23 protein-coding genes are annotated in these 22023 nt (G+C 52.8%); 11 read left to right on the forward strand and 12 right to left on the reverse strand.

The features are described from left to right. Nucleotide 1: 1 nt before the first annotated feature. The gene (gene pabB / locus HVZ52_RS09650; RefSeq protein WP_047416605.1) at nt 2-1363 is read right to left on the reverse strand and encodes an aminodeoxychorismate synthase component 1; all 1362 of its coding nucleotides are present in this window, start codon (nt 1361-1363) and stop codon (nt 2-4) included. An 83-nt stretch (nt 1364-1446) separates the two neighbouring features. Here pabB and HVZ52_RS09655 point away from each other — a divergent pair, with 83 nt between their 5' ends. Beyond that, nucleotides 1447-1626: a YoaH family protein gene (locus tag HVZ52_RS09655; protein WP_016153388.1), complete on the forward strand. Its 180-nt coding sequence runs from the start codon at nt 1447-1449 to the stop codon at nt 1624-1626. Between the two features lie 6 nt (nt 1627-1632). Here HVZ52_RS09655 and HVZ52_RS09660 read toward each other — a convergent pair whose 3' ends face one another. After that, nucleotides 1633-1977 carry a RidA family protein gene (locus HVZ52_RS09660; RefSeq protein WP_016153387.1) on the reverse strand — a complete coding sequence of 115 codons (345 nt, stop codon included), beginning with the start codon at nt 1975-1977 and terminating at the stop codon, nt 1633-1635. 141 nt (nt 1978-2118) lie between these two features. On the opposite strand from HVZ52_RS09660, the gene HVZ52_RS09665 reads away from it, so the two are divergent. The 5 genes from HVZ52_RS09665 to rnd all read left to right on the forward strand — a co-directional run bounded on the left by HVZ52_RS09665 (nt 2119) and on the right by rnd (nt 8552). Continuing rightward, nucleotides 2119-4029: an ATP-dependent DNA helicase gene (locus HVZ52_RS09665; RefSeq protein ID WP_016153386.1), complete on the forward strand. Its 1911-nt coding sequence runs from the start codon at nt 2119-2121 to the stop codon at nt 4027-4029. Nucleotides 4030-4087: 58 nt separating this feature from the next. Next, nucleotides 4088-4783 carry a tRNA (adenosine(37)-N6)-threonylcarbamoyltransferase complex dimerization subunit type 1 TsaB gene (tsaB, locus tag HVZ52_RS09670; protein ID WP_094761103.1) on the forward strand — a complete coding sequence of 232 codons (696 nt, stop codon included), beginning with the start codon at nt 4088-4090 and terminating at the stop codon, nt 4781-4783. 94 nt (nt 4784-4877) lie between these two features. Continuing rightward, nucleotides 4878-5462 carry a Slp family lipoprotein gene (locus tag HVZ52_RS09675; protein WP_053389065.1) on the forward strand — a complete coding sequence of 195 codons (585 nt, stop codon included), beginning with the start codon at nt 4878-4880 and terminating at the stop codon, nt 5460-5462. A 204-nt stretch (nt 5463-5666) separates the two neighbouring features. Beyond that, nucleotides 5667-7352, forward strand: coding sequence for a long-chain-fatty-acid--CoA ligase FadD (fadD, locus tag HVZ52_RS09680; RefSeq protein WP_131346197.1), 1686 nt, complete (start codon nt 5667-5669; stop codon nt 7350-7352). Between the two features lie 84 nt (nt 7353-7436). Next, on the forward strand, nt 7437-8552 hold the full coding sequence (rnd, locus tag HVZ52_RS09685) for a ribonuclease D (RefSeq protein ID WP_181599285.1): 1116 nt from the start codon (nt 7437-7439) through the stop codon (nt 8550-8552). 49 nt (nt 8553-8601) lie between these two features. On the opposite strand, the gene HVZ52_RS09690 is transcribed toward rnd, so the two are convergent. From HVZ52_RS09690 to HVZ52_RS09705, 4 genes are all read right to left on the reverse strand, one after another. Next, nucleotides 8602-9567 carry a PDR/VanB family oxidoreductase gene (locus tag HVZ52_RS09690; protein ID WP_181599181.1) on the reverse strand — a complete coding sequence of 322 codons (966 nt, stop codon included), beginning with the start codon at nt 9565-9567 and terminating at the stop codon, nt 8602-8604. A 70-nt stretch (nt 9568-9637) separates the two neighbouring features. Next, nucleotides 9638-10762: a carnitine monooxygenase, oxygenase subunit YeaW gene (yeaW, locus tag HVZ52_RS09695; RefSeq protein WP_003833746.1), complete on the reverse strand. Its 1125-nt coding sequence runs from the start codon at nt 10760-10762 to the stop codon at nt 9638-9640. 45 nt (nt 10763-10807) lie between these two features. Continuing rightward, nucleotides 10808-12409, reverse strand: a complete 1602-nt coding sequence (locus HVZ52_RS09700) for a BCCT family transporter (protein ID WP_049269112.1) — start codon at nt 12407-12409, stop codon at nt 10808-10810. Nucleotides 12410-12664: 255 nt separating this feature from the next. Continuing rightward, nucleotides 12665-13747 carry a tartrate dehydrogenase gene (locus HVZ52_RS09705; RefSeq protein ID WP_181500326.1) on the reverse strand — a complete coding sequence of 361 codons (1083 nt, stop codon included), beginning with the start codon at nt 13745-13747 and terminating at the stop codon, nt 12665-12667. Between the two features lie 103 nt (nt 13748-13850). On the opposite strand from HVZ52_RS09705, the gene HVZ52_RS09710 reads away from it, so the two are divergent. Continuing rightward, nucleotides 13851-14768 carry a LysR family transcriptional regulator gene (locus HVZ52_RS09710; protein WP_016153377.1) on the forward strand — a complete coding sequence of 306 codons (918 nt, stop codon included), beginning with the start codon at nt 13851-13853 and terminating at the stop codon, nt 14766-14768. Between the two features lie 85 nt (nt 14769-14853). Here the strand turns inward: HVZ52_RS09710 and minE are convergent, their stop codons facing one another. Genes minE through minC form a run of 3 tightly spaced genes read right to left on the reverse strand, consistent with a single transcriptional unit; the run spans nt 14854 to nt 16667 of the window. After that, the gene (gene minE, locus HVZ52_RS09715) at nt 14854-15120 is read right to left on the reverse strand and encodes a cell division topological specificity factor MinE (protein ID WP_001185666.1); all 267 of its coding nucleotides are present in this window, start codon (nt 15118-15120) and stop codon (nt 14854-14856) included. Nucleotides 15121-15123: 3 nt separating this feature from the next. Further along, nucleotides 15124-15936 (reverse strand): septum site-determining protein MinD, encoded by an 813-nt coding sequence (gene minD / locus HVZ52_RS09720; protein ID WP_003020956.1) that lies wholly within the window; start codon nt 15934-15936, stop codon nt 15124-15126. Nucleotides 15937-15959: 23 nt separating this feature from the next. After that, nucleotides 15960-16667 (reverse strand): septum site-determining protein MinC, encoded by a 708-nt coding sequence (minC, locus tag HVZ52_RS09725; RefSeq protein WP_016153376.1) that lies wholly within the window; start codon nt 16665-16667, stop codon nt 15960-15962. Nucleotides 16668-16793: 126 nt separating this feature from the next. Here minC and HVZ52_RS09730 point away from each other — a divergent pair, with 126 nt between their 5' ends. From HVZ52_RS09730 to HVZ52_RS09740, 3 genes are all read left to right on the forward strand, one after another. Further along, the gene (locus HVZ52_RS09730) at nt 16794-17087 is read left to right on the forward strand and encodes a YcgL domain-containing protein (protein ID WP_016153375.1); all 294 of its coding nucleotides are present in this window, start codon (nt 16794-16796) and stop codon (nt 17085-17087) included. 69 nt (nt 17088-17156) lie between these two features. After that, nucleotides 17157-17816 (forward strand): fumarylacetoacetate hydrolase family protein, encoded by a 660-nt coding sequence (locus HVZ52_RS09735; protein WP_016156786.1) that lies wholly within the window; start codon nt 17157-17159, stop codon nt 17814-17816. A gap of 92 nt (nt 17817-17908) precedes the next feature. Then, nucleotides 17909-18355 carry a YcgN family cysteine cluster protein gene (locus HVZ52_RS09740; RefSeq protein WP_016153373.1) on the forward strand — a complete coding sequence of 149 codons (447 nt, stop codon included), beginning with the start codon at nt 17909-17911 and terminating at the stop codon, nt 18353-18355. 29 nt (nt 18356-18384) lie between these two features. Here the strand turns inward: HVZ52_RS09740 and HVZ52_RS09745 are convergent, their stop codons facing one another. From HVZ52_RS09745 to nhaB, 3 genes are all read right to left on the reverse strand, one after another. Then, complete coding sequence (locus HVZ52_RS09745) at nt 18385-18726, reverse strand: DUF1971 domain-containing protein (protein WP_016153372.1); 342 nt, start codon at nt 18724-18726, stop codon at nt 18385-18387. Between the two features lie 110 nt (nt 18727-18836). Next, nucleotides 18837-19367, reverse strand: coding sequence for a disulfide bond formation protein DsbB (gene dsbB, locus HVZ52_RS09750; RefSeq protein ID WP_003844060.1), 531 nt, complete (start codon nt 19365-19367; stop codon nt 18837-18839). 141 nt (nt 19368-19508) lie between these two features. Continuing rightward, a complete protein-coding gene (nhaB, locus tag HVZ52_RS09755) occupies nt 19509-21053 on the reverse strand; it encodes a Na(+)/H(+) antiporter NhaB (RefSeq protein ID WP_029139569.1) in 1545 nt (514 codons plus the stop codon). A 236-nt stretch (nt 21054-21289) separates the two neighbouring features. Between nhaB and fadR the strand changes: the two genes are divergently transcribed. After that, nucleotides 21290-22009 (forward strand): fatty acid metabolism transcriptional regulator FadR, encoded by a 720-nt coding sequence (gene fadR / locus HVZ52_RS09760; RefSeq protein ID WP_016153370.1) that lies wholly within the window; start codon nt 21290-21292, stop codon nt 22007-22009. Nucleotides 22010-22023: the final 14 nt, after the last annotated feature.

Here is a 22023-nt window from a genome sequence, read left to right on the forward strand (position 1 = left end):
GTCAGTTCTCCAGTTGGTGCAAAATACGATTCACTTTATCAAACGTTTCCTGATACTCCGCATCTTCCTGGCTGTCCGCCACAATGCCACCGCCAGCGGAACAATAAATGCGTCCGTTGGTGGCTGTCAGCGTGCGAATGGTGATGCTGGTATCCATATTGCCGCAAAAGCTCAGATAGCCAATGCTACCGCACCAGGCGTTGCGTCTTTGCGGTTCCAGTTCGTCAATAATTTCCATTGCCCGCACTTTTGGCGCACCGGTAATAGAGCCGCCGGGGAAGGCGGCGCGCAGCAGGTCAGTGGCGTGCAATGATTCTGGCAGACGCGCGGTAATGGTGCTTACCAAATGATGAACGGCAGGGAACGGTTCGACAACGAACAGTTCCGGAACCTGTACCGAACCGGGTTCGGCAACGCGGCCGATATCATTACGCATTAAATCGACGATCATCAGGTTTTCCGCCTGATCCTTTGGGGAGTTCGCCAGTGATTGAGCCTGCAGACGATCGGCATCGGCATCTTCAAGTCTGGGCAGCGTGCCTTTAATCGGACGCGTCTGGATGTGCTGGTTTTCCAGCAGAATAAAACGCTCAGGTGAAAGGCTGAGAATCGCCCCCTCCTCAAGACGTATAAACGCACTGAACGGGGCGCGGTTCGCATGGTTGAGACGTACAAACGCCAACCACTCATCGCCTTGATAATGCGCCTGAAAACGCTGGGCAAGATTGACCTGATAGCAATCGCCGCTGTGCAGATAACGCTGCACCTGACGGAACCTTTCACCATACTGCTCGCGGGTCATGTTTGACTGCCACGAGGATGTTAACGAAAACGGTTCGCGCACGGGTATCTGTTGATTTTCCAGCCAACGGTGTCGTGCCTGTACATCGGAGTGGCTAAGTAGCGACACCCTTTGCAACTGATGATCGACAATCAGCGCCCAATCGTAAATGCCAACCGCCATGTCCGGTAGCGTGATATCCTGTTCGGCTTCCGTTGGCAGAGATTCAAAACGACGGCCTAAGTCATAACCGAACAGACCCAATGCGCCTCCCTGGAAGGGAAAATCGGGATTATAATCGGGCTGAATAGTCAGCGATGTCAGCGCCGAACGTAAAACTGTCATCGGATCATCAACCGTTTGCATAGTGCCGTGATGGTCATGCACAACGGTCTCTTCTGCATGTGTGACCAGCGTTGTAATGGGGTCGGCGACCAGAATATCAAAGCGATTATGCGGATGGTCGGCATGGCCTGAATGCAAAAGCATTGCCCAGGGCTGGTGGCTTAATGTGGCAAAATAGTGCTCAGCGGCGTCCAGACGCCAGGGGAGTGTGATTACAGCGGGAGATAACGTCTTCATCAGTCCTGACTCGTTGCTACTTCACTGGCTATGTGCCGGGTAGCATGAAATAATTAGCGCTAATAATTTAGCAGGAGTTCACCATGATTGCAGGTTTACCTTCACTCACGCACGATCAGCAGCAACAGGCGGTTGAACGCATTCATGAACTGATATCCCAGGGGATGAGCAGTGGCGAGGCGATTACGAAAGTGGCTGCTGAATTACGCGCCAGCCATACCGGCGAGCGGATCGTGGCGCGTTTTGAAGATGAAGACGAATAACGCCGCTTATACCGCAGCGATAATCTTAATTTCAACTTTGTATTTCGGGTTCATTAACCCGGCCTGAACGGTACAACGTACCGGCGCGTGACCAGCAACAACCCATGCGTCCCAGGCTTTGTTCATGGCGGCAAAATCATTTTTGTCCGCCAGGAACAGGGTGGCATCAAGAATACGTGACTTGCTGCTGCCCTGTTTTTCCAGCACCGCATCAATTTGCGCCAGCGTATTTGCCGTTTGCTCAAAGGCGTCGGCATCCAGATTTTCCGGTACGCCGGTGTAATACAACGTGTTGTTGTGGATAACCACGTCGGACCAACGCGCTTCGGCATCAATGCGCACAATCGTCATAAATCATTCCTCATTTACGTTTTTTCATAATGGCTTCGGGTTGCGCCAAGACTGCCATAATGTTGTGTCCACGTCACCTCTTCAACTGGCGAAAGAGCCGCTGGCCTGACATAATCCCTGTTCAAATGAACAGGGGGCAGTGTGACGGACGATTTTGCAGCAGACGGTCAGTTGGCTAAAGCGATACCCGGTTTTAAACCGCGTGAACCACAGCGGCAGATGGCCTTCGCCGTCAGCCATGCTATCGAAAAATCACAGCCGCTTGTTGTCGAAGCCGGAACAGGAACAGGTAAAACCTACGCTTATCTTGCCCCTGCGCTGCGTGCCGGAAAGAAAGTAATTGTCTCCACGGGCTCGAAGGCGTTGCAGGATCAGCTATACAGCCGCGATTTACCCACAGTAGCGAAGGCTCTGGAATTCACGGGTAAACTGGCGCTGCTGAAAGGGCGTTCAAACTATCTGTGTCTTGAGCGTCTCGAACAACAGGCGCTGGCGGGCGGTGACCTGCCGGTACAGACTTTAAGTGACGTCATTCTGCTACGCTCCTGGTCAAATCAAACCCTTGATGGTGACATCAGCACCTGCGTCAGCGTGGCGGAAGACTCTCAGGCCTGGCCGCTGGTGACGAGCACAAACGATAATTGCCTTGGGAGCGACTGCCCGCTGTACAAAGAGTGCTTTGTCGTGAAAGCGCGCAAAAAGGCGATGGATGCAGATGTCGTCGTGGTAAACCACCATCTGTTTCTCGCTGATATGGTGGTAAAAGAGAGTGGGTTTGGCGAGCTGATCCCGGAAGCTGAAGTGATGATCTTCGATGAAGCGCATCAGTTACCGGATATCGCCAGCCAGTATTTTGGTCAATCGCTCTCCAGTCGCCAACTGCTGGATCTGGCGAAAGACATCACCATTGCCTATCGCACCGAGCTGAAAGACACTCAACAGCTTCAAAAATGCGCCGACCGACTGGCGCAAAGCGCGCAGGACTTCCGCCTGCAACTGGGCGAGCCGGGCTATCGAGGAAACTTGCGGGAACTGCTGGCCGATCCGCGCGTACAGCGCGCGTTTTTGTTGCTCGATGACACGCTGGAGCTGTGTTACGACGTGGCGAAACTGTCTCTCGGACGTTCCGCCTTGCTGGATGCCGCGTTTGAACGTGCCACGCTTTACCGTGCTCGTCTGAAGCGCCTGAAAGAGATCAACCAGCCAGGTTTCAGCTACTGGTATGAATGTACTTCGCGCCATTTCACCCTTGCGCTGACGCCGCTCACGGTGGCGGATAAATTCAAAGAAGTGATGGAACAGAAGCCGGGCTGCTGGATTTTTACCTCCGCGACGCTGTCGGTAAACGATGACCTTCATCATTTCACCGCGCGGCTGGGTATTGAAGATGCCGAGTCGATGCTGCTGCCAAGTCCATTTGATTACACCCGCCAGGCGCTGCTGTGCGTGCCGCGTAATCTCCCGCAAACCAACCAACCGGGAGCGGCGCGTCAGCTGGCATCCATGCTGCGTCCTATTATCGAAGCGAACAACGGTCGCTGCTTTATGCTGTGTACCTCGCACGCGATGATGCGCGATCTGGCGGAACAATTCCGCGCCACCATGACCCTTCCCGTGCTGCTGCAGGGCGAAACCAGTAAAGGGCAACTGTTACAGCAGTTTGTCAGCGCAGGTAATGCGTTACTGGTTGCCACCAGCAGCTTCTGGGAAGGGGTGGACGTGCGTGGCGATACGTTGTCGCTGGTGATTATTGATAAACTGCCGTTCACCTCGCCGGACGATCCGCTGTTAAAAGCGAGGATGGAGGACTGCCGTTTGCGCGGCGGCGATCCGTTTGAAGACGTTCAGTTGCCGGATGCGGTAATAACCCTGAAACAGGGCGTGGGGCGTCTGATTCGTGACGCTGACGACCGCGGGGTGCTGGTGATTTGCGACAACCGTCTGGTGATGCGACCTTACGGTGCCACTTTCCTGGCAAGCCTTCCGCCTGCGCCGCGGACACGTGATATTGCTCGCGCTGTTCGTTTTCTTGCCATACCAACGACTGAGTAATTTGTTACGGAGTGTGGTAAGATGCGCGCCAAATTTATTGACCTGATCACAAACACCCATGCGAATTCTGGCTATCGATACCGCCACAGAGGCGTGCTCTGTTGCCCTGTGGAATGACGGTACTACCAAGGCTCATTTCGAGCTTTGCCCACGAGAACACACCCAACGAATTTTACCAATGGTTGAGGAAATCCTGGCCGCTGGCGATCTCACGTTAACCGATATCGACGCTCTGGCGTTTGGTCGCGGTCCTGGCAGTTTCACCGGTGTACGTATTGGTATTGGCATTGCTCAGGGGCTGGCGTTAGGCGCGAATTTACCGATGATCGGCGTCTCCACCCTGGCAACAATGGCGCAGGGAGCCTGGCGTAAGTCGGGCGCGACCCGCGTACTGGCCGCGATCGACGCGCGAATGGGCGAAGTCTATTGGGCCGAATACCTGCGTGATGAGCACGGCAACTGGCACGGTGAAGAAACCGAAGCGGTGCTAACCCCCGAGCAGGTGCATGCGCGTTTACTGCAACTGTCTGGCGAGTGGGTAACGGTCGGAACGGGCTGGCCTGCCTGGCCTGAGCTCGGTAAAGACAGCGGTCTGACGCTGAGCGATGGCGACGTTTTGCTTCCGGCGGCTGAAGATATGCTGCCTGTTGCCACGCAAATGCTGGCTGCCGGTAAGACCGTGGCGGTTGAACATGCGGAACCGGTTTATTTACGTAACACCGTGGCATGGAAGAAACTTCCCGGTAAAGAATGAATCTTAGTAGTACATCCCTGGTCAATTCGCACAGCCGTCAGTGCGCAGCATGGTGAATTGGTCGGGGCAGAAGCTAAGAAAAGGGAGTCGCAATATGGCGGTGCAAAAGCAGTTATTGAAAGGTCTGTTGGCGGGCGCATTCGCGTTAATGCTTAGCGGTTGTGTCACCATCCCGGACGCGATTAAAGGTTCGAGCCCTACGCCGCAGCAGGATCTGGTGCGGGTTATGAATGCCCCGCAGCTGTATGTCGGACAGGAAGCGCGTTTCGGCGGTAAAGTGGTGGATATTCAGAACCAGCAGGGGAAATCCCGTCTGGAAATTGCCACTGTTCCTCTTGATAGTGGGGCGCGACCGGTGCTGGGCGAAGCCTCCCGCGGGCGAATTTATGCTGATGTAAATGGCTTCCTCGACCCGGTGGACTTCCGCGGTCAACTGGTTACCGTCGTCGGTCCGATTAGCGGTACTGTGGATGGAAAAATCGGTAATACGCCGTATAAATTCATGCTGATGCAGGTAACTGGCTATAAACGCTGGCATATTACTCAGCAAATTGTTATGCCGCCTCAGCCGATCGACCCCTGGTTCTACGGTGCGCGTGGCTGGCCTTACGGTGGCTACGGTGGATGGGGATGGTACAATCCCGGCCCGGCACAGGTTCAGACCATAGTAACTGAGTAACTCTTTGTTTTATGAGTAAAAGAAACAGCGGCTCGTCCGCTGTTTCTGCATTAACGTGGATATAAGAAAAATAAATAGTGACGTGCTTCGCAACCTTGTCGTTGTGTAATAAACAAACTGGTACGCTGAGTTAATATTATGTTAACAGTTTGTTTATTGCCTGGGGTTGTGATGACGACGAATACGCATTTTAGAGGTGATGTATTGAAAAAGGTTTGGCTTAACCGTTATCCCGCTGGTGTTCCTGCGGAGATCAATCCTGACCGTTATCAATCCCTGGTGGAACTCTTTGAACACTCAGTAAGACGGTATGCCGATCAGCCCGCGTTTGTAAACATGGGGGAGGTGATGACCTTCCGCAAGCTTGAAGAGCGTAGCCGGGCATTTGCGGCCTATTTGCAACAGGGACTCGGGCTGAAGAAGGGCGATCGCGTCGCATTGATGATGCCGAACCTGCTGCAATATCCGGTCGCACTGTTTGGGATTTTACGTGCTGGCATGATCGTCGTGAACGTGAACCCGCTGTACACGCCTCGCGAGCTGGAACATCAGCTCAACGACAGCGGCGCGTCGGCGATTGTCATCGTGTCTAACTTTGCCCACACGCTGGAAAAAGTCGTCGACAAAACGTCGGTGCAACACGTGATTCTGACGCGTATGGGCGATCAGCTGTCGACCGCCAAAGGGACGTTGGTTAACTTCGTCGTCAAGTATATCAAGCGTCTGGTGCCGAAATATCACCTGCCGGATGCCATCTCATTTCGTAGTGCGCTGCAAAACGGTTATCGCATGCAGTATGTGAAACCCGAAGTAGTGTCGGAAGATCTGGCGTTCCTGCAATATACCGGGGGGACTACCGGTGTGGCGAAGGGCGCGATGCTTACGCACCGTAACATGCTGGCTAACCTTGAGCAGGTTAATGCCACTTATGGCCCGTTGCTGCATCCGGGTAAAGAACTGGTGGTGACGGCCCTACCGCTGTATCACATTTTTGCGCTGACGATGAACTGTCTGCTGTTTATTGAGCTGGGCGGTCAAAACCTGCTGATTACCAACCCGCGTGATATTCCGGGACTGGTAAAAGAGCTGGCGAAGTATCCGTTCACCGCTATGACCGGCGTCAACACGCTGTTTAACGCGCTGCTGAATAACAAAGAGTTCCAACAACTGGACTTCTCGTCACTGCACCTTTCGGCAGGCGGCGGGATGCCGGTTCAACAGGCGGTAGCTGAACGATGGGTGAAGCTGACGGGTCAGTATCTGCTGGAAGGCTATGGCCTGACGGAGTGTGCCCCTCTGGTGAGCGTCAACCCTCATGATATCGACTACCACAGCGGCAGTATCGGGTTACCGGTTCCTTCCACCGAGGTCAAACTGGTGGATGACGACGATAACGAAGTGCCGCCGGGAGAACCGGGCGAACTGTGCGTGAAAGGTCCGCAAGTGATGCTGGGCTACTGGCAGCGACCAGACGCCACCGACGAAATCGTTAAAGACGGCTGGCTGCACACCGGCGATATTGCGGTGATGGATAATGAAGGCTTCCTGCGTATAGTCGATCGTAAGAAAGATATGATCCTTGTGTCCGGCTTTAACGTCTATCCAAACGAAATTGAAGACGTGGTTATGCAACATCCTGGCGTACAGGAAGTGGCTGCGGTCGGTGTTCCGTCGGGCAGCAGCGGTGAAGCGGTGAAAATTTTCGTGGTGAAGAAAGATGCCTCGTTAACTGATGAGGCGCTTATCACTTTCTGCCGTCGTCACCTGACGGGCTATAAAGTACCGAAGCTGGTGGAGTTTCGCGACGAGTTGCCGAAATCTAACGTCGGTAAAATTTTGCGACGAGAATTACGTGACGAAGCGCGCGCCAAAGTGGACAATAAAGGCTGAGCGTTAAGTCAGCCAGCAGAAAACGCCGGGTAATCCGGCGTTTTTTTTGGCGCAAACCTAAGAGAGCACGATTTGAATTATCAAATGATCACCACGGACGACGCGTTAGCCACGCTGTGCGAAGCCGTCCGTGAATTTCCGGCGATAGCCCTGGATACCGAATTTGTTCGCACACGTACCTATTATCCGCAGTTGGGGCTGATCCAGCTGTTTGATGGCAAACACGTTGCTCTGATTGATCCGCTAGGGATCACCGACTGGTCGCCCCTGCGCGATATTCTGCGTGATACCACCATCACCAAATTCCTGCATGCGGGAAGTGAAGACCTGGAAGTGTTTCTCAACGCTTTTGGCGAACTTCCGCAGCCGTTAATTGACACACAAATCCTGGCTGCGTTTTGCGGTCGTCCGCTGTCGTGGGGCTTCGCCTCGATGGTGGAAGAGTTTACGGGGGTGGCGCTCGACAAAAGTGAATCGCGTACCGACTGGCTGGCCAGACCGCTGACCGAGCGTCAGTGCGAATACGCGGCGGCTGACGTCTGGTATCTGTTACCGATCACCACAGAACTGATGGCTGAAACCGAAGCCAGCGGCTGGCTGTCAGCCGCGCTGGACGAATGCCGCTTAATGCAGCAGCGTCGCCAGGAGATTCTGGCGCCAGAAGACGCCTGGCGTGACATCACCAACGCGTGGCAACTGCGCACCCGTCAGCTAGCCTGCCTGCAATTGCTTGCCGACTGGCGACTGCGTAAAGCACGCGAGCGCGATCTGGCGGTAAACTTCGTGGTGCGTGAAGAGCACCTGTGGGCGGTGGCGCGTTATATGCCGGGCAGCCTGGGTGAACTGGATAGCCTGGGTCTTTCCGGGAGCGAAATTCGTTTCCACGGTAAAACGCTGATCGCCCTGGTAGAAAAGGCCCAGGCTTTACCGGAAGAGTCGCTACCGCAGCCGCTGCTGAATTTGATGGATATGCCAGGGTATCGCAAGGCGTTCAAAGCCATCAAAGCGCTGGTTGCCGAGGTGAGTGCGGAACATAATCTCAGCGTCGAACTGCTTGCTTCGCGTCGCCAGATCAACCAGTTGCTCAACTGGCACTGGAAATTAAAGCCGCAGCAATCCCTGCCAGAGCTGGTTTCCGGCTGGCGTGGCGAATTGATGTCCGATCGCCTCAACGCGCTGCTGCAGGAATACCCGCAGTAAGTCACCAGGCTCGCCGGGTCGCGCGTTTGCTGACCCGGCCTGCGCAACGCTACAGATCGAGCACCAGGCGCTTACCTTTGGCGCGCGAGCAGCAGATGAGCATGCTTTGCTGGCTGGCTTTTTCGTCGTCGCTGAAATACTGATCGCGGTGATCCGCTTCCCCTTCGAGAATCGTCGTTTCGCAGGTGCCGCAAACACCTTCCCGGCACAGGCACTCAACCCGGGCGGCTTTGTTATTTTCGATAACCTGCAAAATGGTCATCTCTTCCGGGACCACAAACTCGCGCCCGGAACGCGCCAGCACCAGGGTGAAGGCGTCGCCGCCTTTCTTTTCCGCGGCAAATTGTTCGAAATGTAGCGTATTGCTGTCCAGCCCAAGGCGGGAAGCCGCTTCTCTGACAGCATCGTTGAGCACCGCAGGGCCACAGGTGTAGATATGCGTGCCGGGTTCAACATCTGCCAGCAGACGGGCTAAATCGAGGCGGGTGCCTGCGTTCGACAGGTGCAGATGAATGCGATCGGCGCTGGGGTGTTGCATGAGTTCGTCATGAAACGCGCAGGTCTCCTGGCTGGGAGAGCAATAGTGCAGTTGCCATTGCGTCTGAGATTGTTCCAGCTCCGGGAGTTGCGATAAAAACGGTGTGATGCCGATACCTCCGGCAATCAACAGATGTTTTTGTGCCTGAAGGGCGAGGGCGAAGAGATTGTTTGGTGTGGAGATCGTGAGCGTGTCGCCGGGCTTCACGTTTTGATGCAGGTATCGTGAGCCGCCTTTGGACGCTTCCTCCAGGCGTACGGCGATTTTATAGGCGCGCGTATCGCGTGGTGAACTCATCAGCGAGTACGCATTGCTGTACAGGTTCTCGCCATCGCGCATCTGCACGATAATATGGCTGCCACCCTGAAACGCAGGTAACGGCTGGCCTGAGGTCGCCGTTAAGGTGAAGCATTTTACCTGCGCGGTAATCGTCTCAATCCGGCTGACCCGGACTTCTTGCATTTGATAATCAGACATTGCGGCCTCCCTAAAAAATCTGTCCGACGCGCCTCAGCGACGCGCCGGAACCTGTCGTAACAGCCCCGGGTTATTCCTGAAAAACCTGGGCGACCAGATTATGAAAATGGGCAATGCCATGCTCGGAGATGCCGCTGCCGCTGGTGTCCGCCATAATGCGTCCCTGGCCACGATACCCGCGCGATTTCAGCCCTTTTTGTACGCTTTCAACCAGACGTAAATCTTCAGGACGAAAGACGTTGCGATACCATTCGATCAGTTGTTTCTGCTCTTCGGTCAGCTCTTCGTTGGTGAAGTAGATGTCATAGTTTTGCAGCGTGGTTTCCGCATCTACCGGGAATTCGTAGATAACGGTCATCATGCCTTTGATTGGCGTCACGTTGAGCATGGTGCACGGCCACAGCCAGAAACCGTGGAAGGCGGCATCAACTCCTTCTTCGAACTTAAATGACTGCTCTGAAGGTTTGGCGAAACCGTATTGCAGCGTCCAGTTGCCGTGCATGGTATGCCAGTAACGGTCAACCTGGACCGAGTCGGAAAAACCTGGATGGGCCGGACCGCAGTGGTAGCACTCCAGATAGTTATCGACGATATTCTTCCAGTTGGCTGGGGTACGGGTAGTAAAACGTGCAGCAAGTTTCAGGTCATGCACGTCTGGGCAGGCTTCGATAACTTTGTCCGCAAGTCCAGGGAGTTGTTCTTCCACGCTGCCCGCGTTCGGATCCATGTTAATAAACACGAATCCGGCATATTCTTCCAGGCGTACCGGTGTAAGGTGCGCTTTTTCGCTGTCGAAGTTGGCGACGTTTTCGCAGTTACGCGCATGCGCCAGATTGCCGTCAAGTTTGAACGCCCATGCGTGGTAAGGGCAGGTAATCACATTTTTCGCTTTCCCCTCGCCGCTCAACAACTGATGACCGCGATGCGGGCAGACGTTGTAGAAGGCCCGCAGCACGTTATCGCGCCCACGTACCAGCACGATATTCTCGCCAATCACTTCTCGGGTAACATAATCATTGGGTTTCGCCAGTTCGCTACTGTGGGCGACGCAAATCCAGCTTTTAGCGAACACCTTTTCTTGTTCGTGTTCGAAAGCCTGGTGGTCGGTATAAAACCGGGCCGGAATAGTCCAGGCATCCTGCGGGTTGGCACAGAAATTTTGCGGCAGAATAAACTCAGGGCTCAGATTGCTCATTGGAATACCTTTAATTTGTGAGTAAGAGGATTTTTGTACTGGCGCTTAATTGTCGCCTTTGAGTAGTGTCCCGGCCGGTGGCGCGACCGGGACGTCAACTGGCGCTTCGGGAAGATGACCTTCAATTTGATGCGCAGGAACGTGGGCATAGTCTTGCCGTACCCAGCGCAGAAAACCGCCAACCTTCACCAACAGGATGGCGAGGAATGGAAGAGCGGTCAGAACCACCGTGGTCTTCATGGTTTCCAGGGACGCGCCGGTGAACAAAATCGATAATGGGATCAGGGTGATGACCACGCACCAGAACAGACGAAGACTGCGCTGCGGATCTTCCCCTTCCTGCAGGTTGCGCGTGCTGGTGGCCGCCATGGTGTAGGCCACAGCATCCATGTGTGAGGCGAGGAATATAATCATGATCGCCAGATACGCCACCAGAAACAGTTTCCCGGCAGGCAACGACATCAATACTTGCTGTACGGCTGTCTCACCGCCCAGCGTCGCCATAACCTGCGGTACGTCGATCACACCGTTCACAAACTGGTGAATGGAGTAGCTTTCCATCACGCCAAAGAAGAACCAGCAGCCAACAGTGCTACCGAGGATTAATGCCCAGATAACCTCTTTGATTTTGCGACCACGGGATACGCGAGTGACAAACATTGCCACGCCCGGCGTGTAGGAGATCCACCACAGCCAGTAGAACACTGTCCAGTTACGGGTGAACTCACCGTTGCCAAGCGGGTCGGTGAAGAGGCTCATTTGCAAAAAGTTTTGTGTCGTCAGGCCGATGGCGTTGATGATGTTATTGGTGATGAACTCGGTCGGGCCGACGATCAGCACCAGCAGCGGCAGTAAAAACGCCCCCCAGCCGACCATTTTGCTCAGACGTTGCAAACCGTTATTGATGCCAATCCAGGAGCTCAGGCAGAAAATGCCGCCAGAGAACAGGATCACAAACGCCTGCACCGTGAAGTTATCCGGTAACCCCGTCAGGGCAGACAAACCGCGGGTAAAGGTGGCGGCGGTGACGACCAGAGAGATGGTTAACGCGCCAACTGTCGCGATCAGGAACATCAGGTCAACCAGGCGACCCCAGACGCCCTGCGGATGCACGCCGGTAATAGCGGCGATAATCCCGGACAGGCTCAGTCCTTTGTTTTTACGCACATGGAAGTGGTAGGCCATGGTTAATGAGGCCAACGTGTAGGTCGCCCATGCGCTGATCCCCCAATGGAAAAAGGAATAGGGCAGGCTGTATTCCAGCGCTTTTTGCGAGTGCGGCGCGATATTCAGACCCGGGGTCTGGTAATAATAGGCCCACTCAGCAACGCCCCAGTAGAGCGTGGAGGAGCCTAATCCGGCGCATATAAACATAAACAGCCAGGAGAGCGTGCTGTATTCCGCTTTACCTTCTCCCAGACGGATGTTGCCGTATTTGCTGGTAGCCAGCCAGACGACCAGACCCATAGCCATCAGAACGAGGATCTGCACGGCGGAACCCAGCATCCGGGTAACGCCGTTGAAAAGAGTATTTGCGACTTGTGCAGACTGCTGAGGGAAGAGACTAAGTGTGGCGGCGATGAAAAGAATAGCCACCAGGCTGATGGCTATCAGCGGCATGTCTTTTTTCTTGACGTTGCTCAACATGGGATCTCCTGGGCACAGTTGCCCGCGTATGGCATTAGCCTGTCGTTGTTATCATGCTGTAGGGGTAGAATGAGTTACTTTATATTTAACAATTTTATTATTTGTTCTTTACATGAATTAAACAATTGCCCGATGCGTGAAGCAATAAAACACGGAACGGAAATAATAAAAGGTGAATTAGCGCAGGTTATTGGCTCCACAAAACGCATAAAAAAGCCGCGTCAGTGACGCGGCTCATAATTCGTGGTTTGACCTCTAACGTAGTGCCTGACAGATGGCTTCACCCACCTGTTGCGTGGTGGCGCTGCCTTTCATATCCGGCGTTTTCGGGCCACAGGCAATAACGTGCTCAATTGCCGCCAGAATACCGTCGTGGGCAGCCTTATAGTTGGCATCCCCCTTACCAAGGAAGTCCAGCATCATGGCGCCAGCCCAGATAGTGGCAATCGGGTTGGCGATGTTTTTTCCGTAAATATCGGGGGCCGAACCATGTACTGGCTCGAACAGGGACGGGAAGGTGCGTTCCGGGTTTAAGTTGGCAGAAGGCGCGATGCCAATCGTCCCGGTACAGGCCGGACCCAGATCGGAGAGGATGTCGCCGAACAGGTTGGAAGCAACCACAACGTCAAAACGCTCCGGCTGCATCACAAAGCGGGCGCACAGTATATCGATATGCTGTTTATCCCAACGGATCTCAGGATAGTTAGCCGCCATTGCTTCAACACGCTCGTCCCAGTAAGGCATGCTGATGGCCAGACCATTGGATTTGGTCGCCGAGGTCAGGGTTTTGCGCGGGCGGTTTTGCGCCAGCTCGAAAGCGTAACGCAATATACGATCCACGCCGCGACGGGTGAAGACCGACTCCTGGATAACCACCTCGTGTTCCGTCCCTTCACTCACGCGTCCGCCGAGAGAAGAGTATTCTCCCTCGGTGTTCTCGCGTACGACGTAGAAATCAATGTCGCCTGGCTGCTTGCCCGCCAGTGGGCAAGGAACTCCCGGGAACAGGCGTACCGGACGCAGGTTGACGTACTGGTCGAATTCGCGGCGAAACTTAAGCAGCGAGCCCCATAAAGAGATGTGGTCCGGTACGGTATCCGGCCAGCCAACGGCGCCAAAATAGATAGCATCAAAGGATTGCAACTGCTCATGCCAGTCATCCGGCATCATTTTACCGTGATGGGCGTAGTACTCGCAGCTCGCCCATTCCATTTGCTCAAAGCTGAGCGACAACCCCCAACGCTCGGCGGCTGCCTGTAACACATGAATGCCTTCAGGCAGCACTTCTTTACCAATGCCATCTCCGGGGATAGCGGCAATACGACAGGTTTTCTTCATAGCAGCTCTCACTTGTACGCCATCAAAATTGACTTTCCCCTTATCCTATAATTGACTGATTAAGAGTTAATCCCCCTAACTGGTGAAACATAAAACACAGATCATGAATAATCTGCCGCTGCTAAATGATTTACGCGTCTTTATGCTGGTTGCCCGTCGGGCAGGATTTGCCGCCGTTGCCGAGGAACTGGGTGTATCACCGGCTTTTATCAGTAAGCGAGTAGCCCTGCTGGAGCAGACGCTGAACGTGGTGCTGCTGCACCGGACAACGCGGCGTGTAACCATCACGGAAGAGGGGGAGCGGATCTACGAATGGGCGCAGCGGATCCTGCAGGATGTCGATCAGATGATGGACGAGTTGTCTGATGCCAGGCAGATCCCGCAGGGGATGCTACGCATTATTAGTAGCTTTGGTTTTGGCCGCCGGGTGGTGGCTCCGGCGCTGTCTGCGCTGGCAAAAGCGTACCCGCAGTTAGAACTGAGGTTCGATGTTGAAGACCGCCTGGTGGATATGGTGAATGAGGGCGTCGATCTTGATATTCGTATCGGGGATGATATCGCGCCGAACCTGATTGCCCGCAAGCTGGCGACTAACTACCGTATTCTGTGCGCCTCGCCGGAATTTGTGGCGCAGCACGGGACGCCGAAGCAACTCAACGATCTCTCCACTTTTCCTTGTCTGGTTATCAAAGAGCGCGACCATCCGTTTGGCATCTGGCAAATGCGTAATAAAGAGGGCGCTCACTCAATTAAAGTTACGGGGCCTCTGTCGTCTAATCATGGCGAAGTGGTACATCAGTGGTGTCTTGATGGGCAGGGAATTGCCCTGCGTTCGTGGTGGGACGTTTGCGACAACATTGCCGGTGGACATTTGGTACACGTATTACCCGAGTATTATCAACCAGCAAATATATGGGCGGTTTATGTTTCTCGGCTGGCGACGTCGGCAAAAATCCGTATTACGGTTGAGTATTTGCGCCGCTATTTTGCCGAAAACTATCCAAAGTTTACTTTGGAATAAATCCGCAACAGCTGGCAAGAAACTGAAAATAAAAAAGGCAGAATAATCTGCCTTTTTTGCAACTATAACTCACTGAGCAAAGCCGTTATTTAGACTCTTCAGCTTCAGGTAATGTCACGTTAAGTTCGAGGATAGAAATATCGCCGTCTTTTTGTTCAAGCTGTACGGTGACCATTTCGGGATCAATTTGTACATACTTGCAGATAACCTCGAGAATATCTTTCCTCAGTTGCGGTAAATAATGTGGCTCGGCGTCACTACGACGACGTTCCGCAACAATAATCTGCAGTCGCTCTTTAGCGATGTTCGCTGTGCTCTTTTTCCGCGAGAGAAAAAAATCCAGTAATGCCATAACTTATCCTCCGAACAGGCGTTTGAGGAAACCTTTCTTCTCTTCTTCAATGAAGCGGAAAGGACGTTCTTCTCCCAACAGACGGTCTACGGTATCAGCATAGGCTTTACCGGCATCAGCATTGATGTCGAGAATAACCGGCTCACCCTGGTTAGACGCGCGCAGGACTGACTGATCTTCAGGAATCACGCCAACCAGCTTGATTCGCAGAATTTCCAGTACGTCTTCCATGCTCAGCATGTCACCTTTATTTACGCGGCCAGGGTTGTAGCGCGTCAGCAACAAATGCTCTTTAATCGGATCTTCACCGTTTTCCGCACGACGAGATTTCGACGCCAGAATACCCAGAATACGGTCAGAGTCACGTACAGAGGAGACTTCCGGGTTAGTGGTGATAATCGCTTCATCGGCAAAATACAGGGCCATCAGCGCGCCGGTTTCAATACCCGCCGGGGAGTCGCAGACGATGAAATCGAATTCCATCGTTTTCAGGTCGTCCAGAACTTTCGCGACGCCTTCACGCGTCAGCGCGTCTTTATCGCGAGTCTGTGAGGCCGGAAGAATAAAGAGATTTTCGGTACGCTTATCTTTGATTAACGCCTGATTTAACGACGCATCGCCCTGAATAACGTTGACGAAGTCGTAAACGACGCGGCGTTCACAACCCATAATCAGATCGAGGTTACGCAGGCCGATATCAAAATCAATAACGACAGTTTTCTTTCCCTTCTGGGCCAAACCTGTAGCGATGGCCGCGCTGGAGGTGGTTTTGCCAACGCCCCCTTTACCCGAAGTAACAACAATAATGCGTGCCATAGAAATTCCTTGTTAAAAAGGGATCAATTCAACGGTTGAACTGTCAAAGCGTTCTCTGCTAATTGCAGACGGGCCGCTTTGCCATAAAATTCTGCTGGGATTTTATCACTCAGCCAATAAACACCTGCGATAGACACCAGTTCTGCCGTCAGATGGGTACAAAAAATTTGCGCTTCACGATCGCCGCTTGCACCTGCCAGCGCACGGCCTCTCATCATTCCATAAACATGAATATTGCCATCAGCGATAAGCTCTGCGCCCGCACTGACGTGGCTTGTAACAATCAGATCACATTGTGGAGCATAAATGCGCTGACCGGAACGAACCGGCACATTTATTAATCGTGTTTTTGTGATGGGAGTAACGTTTTGCGGCGGAGCGACGGGAGCCGGGACCTCAACAGGCGCAGGACGAATAGCTTTTTCTTTACCTTCAGTCAGTAAAGGAAGACCCATTTCGTCGATTTCTGCCTTTAGTCTGGCGTCTTTGCATCCGCTAACGCCAATAATGCGCAATCCGGTAGACGCGACCACTTTCTGCAGCGCTGACCAGTTTACCGGGCTTTCAAGACCACTCACGTTAACCACCACGGGAGCATGTTTTAAAAAAGCCGGTGCCTGCGCGATTTTGTCTTCCAACGCCTGACGAATAACCTCGGGTTCTGCTTCATGTAAATGAACCACTGATAAGGTGAAGCTACTGCCTTTAAGCTCGATTGGCGTGTTTGACATCCTGGCCTTACTCAATTTGCTATTTATCATCCCCAGCGCGGGGTGATATTCCGAAGACTATAAGGCATGTTATAGTCAGTATTATATTGAGGCAAGCCACCATTCCGTGAATTCAGAGTAAAAGATATGTTTTGTGTGATCTACCGAAGCAGCAAACGTGACCAGACCTATTTATATGTCGAAAAAAAAGACGATTTCTCGCGCGTTCCTGAAGAACTGATGAGAGGATTTGGTCAGCCGACGCTGGCAATGATGTTACCGCTTGATGGGCGAAAAAAATTAGTTAATGCCGATCTTGAAAAAGTAAAACAGGCCCTGACCGAGCAGGGCTATTATTTACAAATACCCCCGCCGCCAGAAGATTTACTTAAACAGCATCTGGCAGCGGCAAAACAAAATACACCAGACGCTAAACGTTAAACTGCATCCGGCAGCAGCACGTTCCATCGATGCAGTACCTGAAATCTATGACTACGTTAGGGGAAAGTAATGTATCAACATCACAACTGGCATGGTGCTCTGCTGGATTATCCGGTGAGTAAGGTGGTTTGCGTAGGGAGTAACTATGCTAACCATATTAAAGAGATGGGCGGAACCACCCCGGAAGAACCGGTTCTGTTTATTAAACCGGAAACCGCGCTGTGCGATTTGCGCCAGCCGCTGGTGATCCCATCTGATATGGGGTCTGTCCACCATGAAGTTGAGCTGGCTGTGCTGATTGGCGCGACCCTGCGGCAAGCGACAGAAGATCATGTGCGTAAAGCCATTGCCGGTTATGGTGTCGCGCTGGATCTGACTCTGCGCGATATTCAGGGCAAAATGAAGAAGGCGGGGCAGCCATGGGAAAAAGCGAAGGGTTTTGATAACTCTTGCCCGCTGTCTGGATTTATTCCGGTGGCGGAGTTTAACGGTGATCCGCAGGATACGATGCTTGGATTAACGGTCAACGGTGAAACTCGCCAGCACGGCTCCACGGCGGACATGATCCATCACATCGTTCCCTTGATTGCTTATATGAGCCGTTTCTTTACCCTCAAAGCGGGCGATGTGGTGCTAACGGGAACGCCAGCAGGCGTGGGACCTTTAAGCAGCGGCGACGAACTGGCCATCAGTTTTCACGGTCAAACGCTAACAACCCGCGTGCTGTAATCTCTGCTTGCCGCCTTTTCGGGCGGCAAAACTTGCATCAGCGTGCCAGACTGGTTATAAGGTGCAGCTTTATTGCAATAGCGGAAACCCTGATGAGCGACATACCTTTCTGGCAAAGTAAAACCCTTGATGAAATGACCGATGCCGAGTGGGAGTCATTATGTGACGGGTGCGGTCAATGCTGCCTGCATAAGCTGATGGATGAAGACACTGACGAAATCTACTTTACCAACGTCGCCTGTCGTCAGCTCAACATTAAAACCTGCCAGTGTCGTAATTACGAACGTCGATTCGAGTACGAGCCTGACTGCATCAAACTGACGCGTGATAATCTGCCGACTTTTGAATGGTTGCCGATGACCTGCGCCTATCGTCTGCTCGCAGAAGGAAAAGGGCTGCCGGAGTGGCACCCGTTGCTGACAGGATCAAAAGCGGCGATGCACGGTGAACGTATCTCCGTTCGTCATATTGCGGTGAAAGAATCGGAAGTACGTGACTGGCAGGATCATATCCTGAACAAACCTTCATGGGCGGACTGACCCGCCCATCGATTAGCAGGCGTTAAGGGTTAAGACTTTTTCGCCTGATACATTTCATCGGAGTGGTTGTCATCTTCCACCCAGAAGTTAATGTTGAATTGCGCATCGTCGCTTAATTCAACGCGATGCCAGTACTGCGGTGGGCTGGTCGCGAACTGACCGGCATTAATCACCACTTTCACTTCAGGTTCTTTTGCGTCTTCATTGGCAAAGCCATAATACGTTACCGTACCTTCCATTACGCAGAGCTGTCCAAACACGCCTGCTGCGGTGTTATGGTGAGAAAGAAGTGCTGCCGGGACGTTGTCTTTGGTAAAGAAGGGAGTAGAGCGTTTTACTTTCCAGTTTGCCGGGATGCGTAAATGGGACATCAGACATCTCCTTGGTGTGGCATCTATAAGATGCATTTAATATATATCTTATAGATGCCAGCAGGCAATGAATTTAAGGCAAAAAAAACGCTCCCGAAGGAGCGTCTCTGTTAGCGACCGAAGAGGTCACGTTTTTTCGGTTTAAACGGCTGTGCTATGACTACCAGCACGGCGACCACCAGGTAAGCGGCGAAGATCCCCAACAGCCACTGTGGCATTTCCAGGGTTAAAAAAGACCACTGGCGTTCAGCACAGTCACCGGATGCTAAAAACACCTGCGGCAGCCATTTGTCCAGCGGCAGCCAGCTCGGGAAGCGTGCTGCAAAATCACAGGTCATAAACGGTGATGGGTGCAACTGAATCATGGTGTGCTCATAAGCTAACTGCAGTCCGCGCCAGGCACTGTAAATCCAGATAATCATCGCCACATAGCGCAGCGGCGTTTTTGGTGCGATAGCCCCCACCAGCCCCGCGCCCATCACGCCAAATAATGCGCTACGTTCGTAAATACACAACACGCAAGGTTTTAGCAGCATGACGTGCTGGAACCACAGCGCGACAAGCTCCAGCGCAAAGGCGGTTAACGCCAACAATAACCATGCACCACGACCTCGGGAGCACTGGTTTAAAAATCGCAACATAATAATTTCCCTGCAACACGCGTAGAGAGCGCAGTTTAAACCAATTCAATTTATGCGCCACTAGCAGGAATTGAAAATTTGAGTAATCGGATAATTATCATGCAAAAAGTCAAACCGGGCAGTGATTTGCCCGGTAAATTGTTATGAAAGTGTAGCTAACCAGCCCGCCTGGGTCATCCACTCAGTCACCGGAACAAGCGTGAACTCGACGCAAAGCAGACCAACCAGCGTCAGGACGAGAGTATAAGGCAGAGCCATCCACACCATGCGGCCATAAGAGAGTCGAATCAATGGTGCCAGCGCAGAGGTCAGCAGGAACAGGAATGCCGCCTGGCCGTTTGGTGTAGCAACGGAAGGCAGGTTAGTCCCGGTATTGATCGCCACCGCTAACAGCTCAAATTGGTTAAGGCTGATGGTCCCATGTTCCAACGCGGCTTTGGCTTCGTTAATGTAGATGGTGCCGACAAACACGTTATCAGAGATAGAAGACAGCAGGCCGTTAAAGAGATAGAACAGCGTCAATTGAGCATGTTCAGAGGACTGCAAAACAAACTGAATAATCGGTGAAAAGAGCTGTTGATCGATAATCACCGCAACGATAGAGAAGAACACGGTCAGCAGGGCGGTGAAAGGCAGCGACTCGGTAAACGCTTTACCAATCGCGTGTTCGTCAGTAACGCCGGTCAACGACGTGGCCAGGATAATGACGGACAGACCGATTAATCCGACTTCCGCCAGATGCAGGGCCAGGGCAACCACTAGCCAGATACCGATAATCGCCTGAACAATCAGTTTGATTTTTTCCTGACGAGTACGCTGCTGACGGCTTTGATCGTCAAACTGTTGCAGGACATCGCGGACGGTCTCCGGCAGCGTTTCGCCATAGCCAAACCAGCGCAATTTCTCAACCAGCATGCAGGTTAACAGGCCGCAAATCAGCACCGGGACGGTGACCGGCGACATGCGCAGGAAAAAGTCACCAAAATGCCAGCCAGCCGCTTTGGCGATAATCAGGTTTTGCGGTTCGCCGACCATAGTCATTACGCCGCCTAACGCTGTACCGACACCCGCATGCATCATCAGGCTGCGCAGAAAACCACGGAACTGCTCCAGTACGACCTTATTGTGCTGATCGATATGGCTATCATCGAGCATATTGTTGTCTTCCGTGCGGGAAGAGGCGAAGCGATGGTAAATACCATAAAAACCAACCGCTACGCTGATTACCACGGCAACGACGGTCAGCGCATCCAGGAATGCAGAAAGGAAGGCTGCGGCAACGCAAAATGCCAGCGACAGCAGCATCTTGGAGCGAATCGTAAGCAGTAGGCGGGTGAAAATAAACAGCAGCAACTGCTTCATAAAGTAGATGCCAGCCACCATAAACATCAGCAGCAACAGCACCTCAAGGTTAGCGGCAACCTCTTCACGCACATGTGTGGCGCTGGTCATGCCGATGATGACCGCCTCGATGGCTAGCAGCCCGCCTGGTAGCAGCGGGTAACATTTTAACGCCATCGCCAGCGTAAAAATGAACTCGGCTACCAACAGCCAGCCCGCAATAAAGGGATTGATGAAAAATATTACCGGGTTAACGACTAAGAATACGAGTAGTGCAAGTTTGTACCAGTCAGGTGATTGACCTAAAAAATTGCGCCACATAGCGCGGCCCCATGATAGCTCCATGGTGATTTCCCTACCTTTAAAAATGAAATCATGTTTTTATGTTTGACCGCAAAGCTTAGCGGGAGGAGGGAGTACAGGCAAGCTATTCACGCGACGGACAAGGCTGGCTGTGCTTCAGCGTAATCTGGAAAATGAAGCCTTGATCCACTTTTTCTTCATTGCGTCAGCTATCAGCCATGTAGCCCGTCTGGTATGATAACTGTAACTATGTTTTGCTGTGTAATGGAATTATCACTATGGTCATTAAGGCGCAAAGCCCGGCTGGGTTCGCGGAAGAGTACATCATTGAAAGTATCTGGAATAACCGCTTCCCACCTGGCACTATTTTGCCTGCTGAACGTGAACTCTCTGAACTGATTGGAGTGACACGTACCACGTTACGCGAGGTATTACAGCGTCTGGCGCGGGACGGCTGGTTGACCATTCAACACGGCAAGCCGACGAAGGTGAATAACTTCTGGGAAACCTCCGGGCTAAATATCCTTGAAACGCTGGCGCGTCTCGATCACGAGAGCGTGCCGCAGCTTATTGATAATCTGCTGTCCGTGCGTACCAACATCTCGACGATCTTTGTTCGTACCGCGTTTCGCCAGCATCCTGATAAAGCACAGGAGGTTCTGGCAACGGCAAATCAGGTGGCCGACCATGCTGATGCGTTCGCCGATCTGGACTATAACATTTTCCGCGGTCTGGCATTTGCCTCTGGCAATCCGATTTACGGTTTGATCCTCAATGGAATGAAGGGATTATATACCCGCATTGGCCGCCATTATTTCGCCAATCCGGAAGCCCGCGCGCTGGCGCTGAGCTTTTACCGTAAGCTGTCAGAACTTTGTGATCAGGGTGCTCATGAGCAGGTATATGAAACGGTGCGTCGCTATGGTCACGACAGCGGCGAGATTTGGCATCGTATGCAGAAAAACCTGCCGGGCGATTTAGCTATTCAGGGGCGCTAATCGCACCTTATCCG

The sequence above is a fragment of the Citrobacter sp. RHB36-C18 genome, from assembly GCF_013814485.1.
GTDB lineage: Bacteria > Pseudomonadota > Gammaproteobacteria > Enterobacterales > Enterobacteriaceae > Citrobacter > Citrobacter braakii.

Excerpts from the sequence above, each read along its gene's own strand:
- HVZ52_RS09705 (WP_181500326.1), bottom strand. The coding sequence starts at position 13,747 with ATGAAGAAAACCTGTCGTATTGCCGCTATCCCCGGAGATGGCATTGGT.
- HVZ52_RS09700 (WP_049269112.1), bottom strand. The coding sequence starts at position 12,409 with ATGTTGAGCAACGTCAAGAAAAAAGACATGCCGCTGATAGCCATCAGC.
- yeaW (WP_003833746.1), bottom strand. The coding sequence starts at position 10,762 with ATGAGCAATCTGAGCCCTGAGTTTATTCTGCCGCAAAATTTCTGTGCC.
- HVZ52_RS09660 (WP_016153387.1), bottom strand. The coding sequence starts at position 1,977 with ATGACGATTGTGCGCATTGATGCCGAAGCGCGTTGGTCCGACGTGGTT.
- HVZ52_RS09740 (WP_016153373.1), top strand. The coding sequence starts at position 17,909 with ATGAGCGACATACCTTTCTGGCAAAGTAAAACCCTTGATGAAATGACC.
- dsbB (WP_003844060.1), bottom strand. The coding sequence starts at position 19,367 with ATGTTGCGATTTTTAAACCAGTGCTCCCGAGGTCGTGGTGCATGGTTA.
- fadR (WP_016153370.1), top strand. The coding sequence starts at position 21,290 with ATGGTCATTAAGGCGCAAAGCCCGGCTGGGTTCGCGGAAGAGTACATC.
- HVZ52_RS09655 (WP_016153388.1), top strand. The coding sequence starts at position 1,447 with ATGATTGCAGGTTTACCTTCACTCACGCACGATCAGCAGCAACAGGCG.
- HVZ52_RS09735 (WP_016156786.1), top strand. The coding sequence starts at position 17,157 with ATGTATCAACATCACAACTGGCATGGTGCTCTGCTGGATTATCCGGTG.
- HVZ52_RS09710 (WP_016153377.1), top strand. The coding sequence starts at position 13,851 with ATGAATAATCTGCCGCTGCTAAATGATTTACGCGTCTTTATGCTGGTT.
- minC (WP_016153376.1), bottom strand. The coding sequence starts at position 16,667 with ATGTCAAACACGCCAATCGAGCTTAAAGGCAGTAGCTTCACCTTATCA.
- tsaB (WP_094761103.1), top strand. The coding sequence starts at position 4,088 with ATGCGAATTCTGGCTATCGATACCGCCACAGAGGCGTGCTCTGTTGCC.
- minE (WP_001185666.1), bottom strand. The coding sequence starts at position 15,120 with ATGGCATTACTGGATTTTTTTCTCTCGCGGAAAAAGAGCACAGCGAAC.
- nhaB (WP_029139569.1), bottom strand. The coding sequence starts at position 21,053 with ATGGAGCTATCATGGGGCCGCGCTATGTGGCGCAATTTTTTAGGTCAA.
- pabB (WP_047416605.1), bottom strand. The coding sequence starts at position 1,363 with ATGAAGACGTTATCTCCCGCTGTAATCACACTCCCCTGGCGTCTGGAC.
- HVZ52_RS09675 (WP_053389065.1), top strand. The coding sequence starts at position 4,878 with ATGGCGGTGCAAAAGCAGTTATTGAAAGGTCTGTTGGCGGGCGCATTC.
- HVZ52_RS09730 (WP_016153375.1), top strand. The coding sequence starts at position 16,794 with ATGTTTTGTGTGATCTACCGAAGCAGCAAACGTGACCAGACCTATTTA.
- minD (WP_003020956.1), bottom strand. The coding sequence starts at position 15,936 with ATGGCACGCATTATTGTTGTTACTTCGGGTAAAGGGGGCGTTGGCAAA.
- HVZ52_RS09745 (WP_016153372.1), bottom strand. The coding sequence starts at position 18,726 with ATGTCCCATTTACGCATCCCGGCAAACTGGAAAGTAAAACGCTCTACT.
- rnd (WP_181599285.1), top strand. The coding sequence starts at position 7,437 with ATGATCACCACGGACGACGCGTTAGCCACGCTGTGCGAAGCCGTCCGT.
- HVZ52_RS09690 (WP_181599181.1), bottom strand. The coding sequence starts at position 9,567 with ATGTCTGATTATCAAATGCAAGAAGTCCGGGTCAGCCGGATTGAGACG.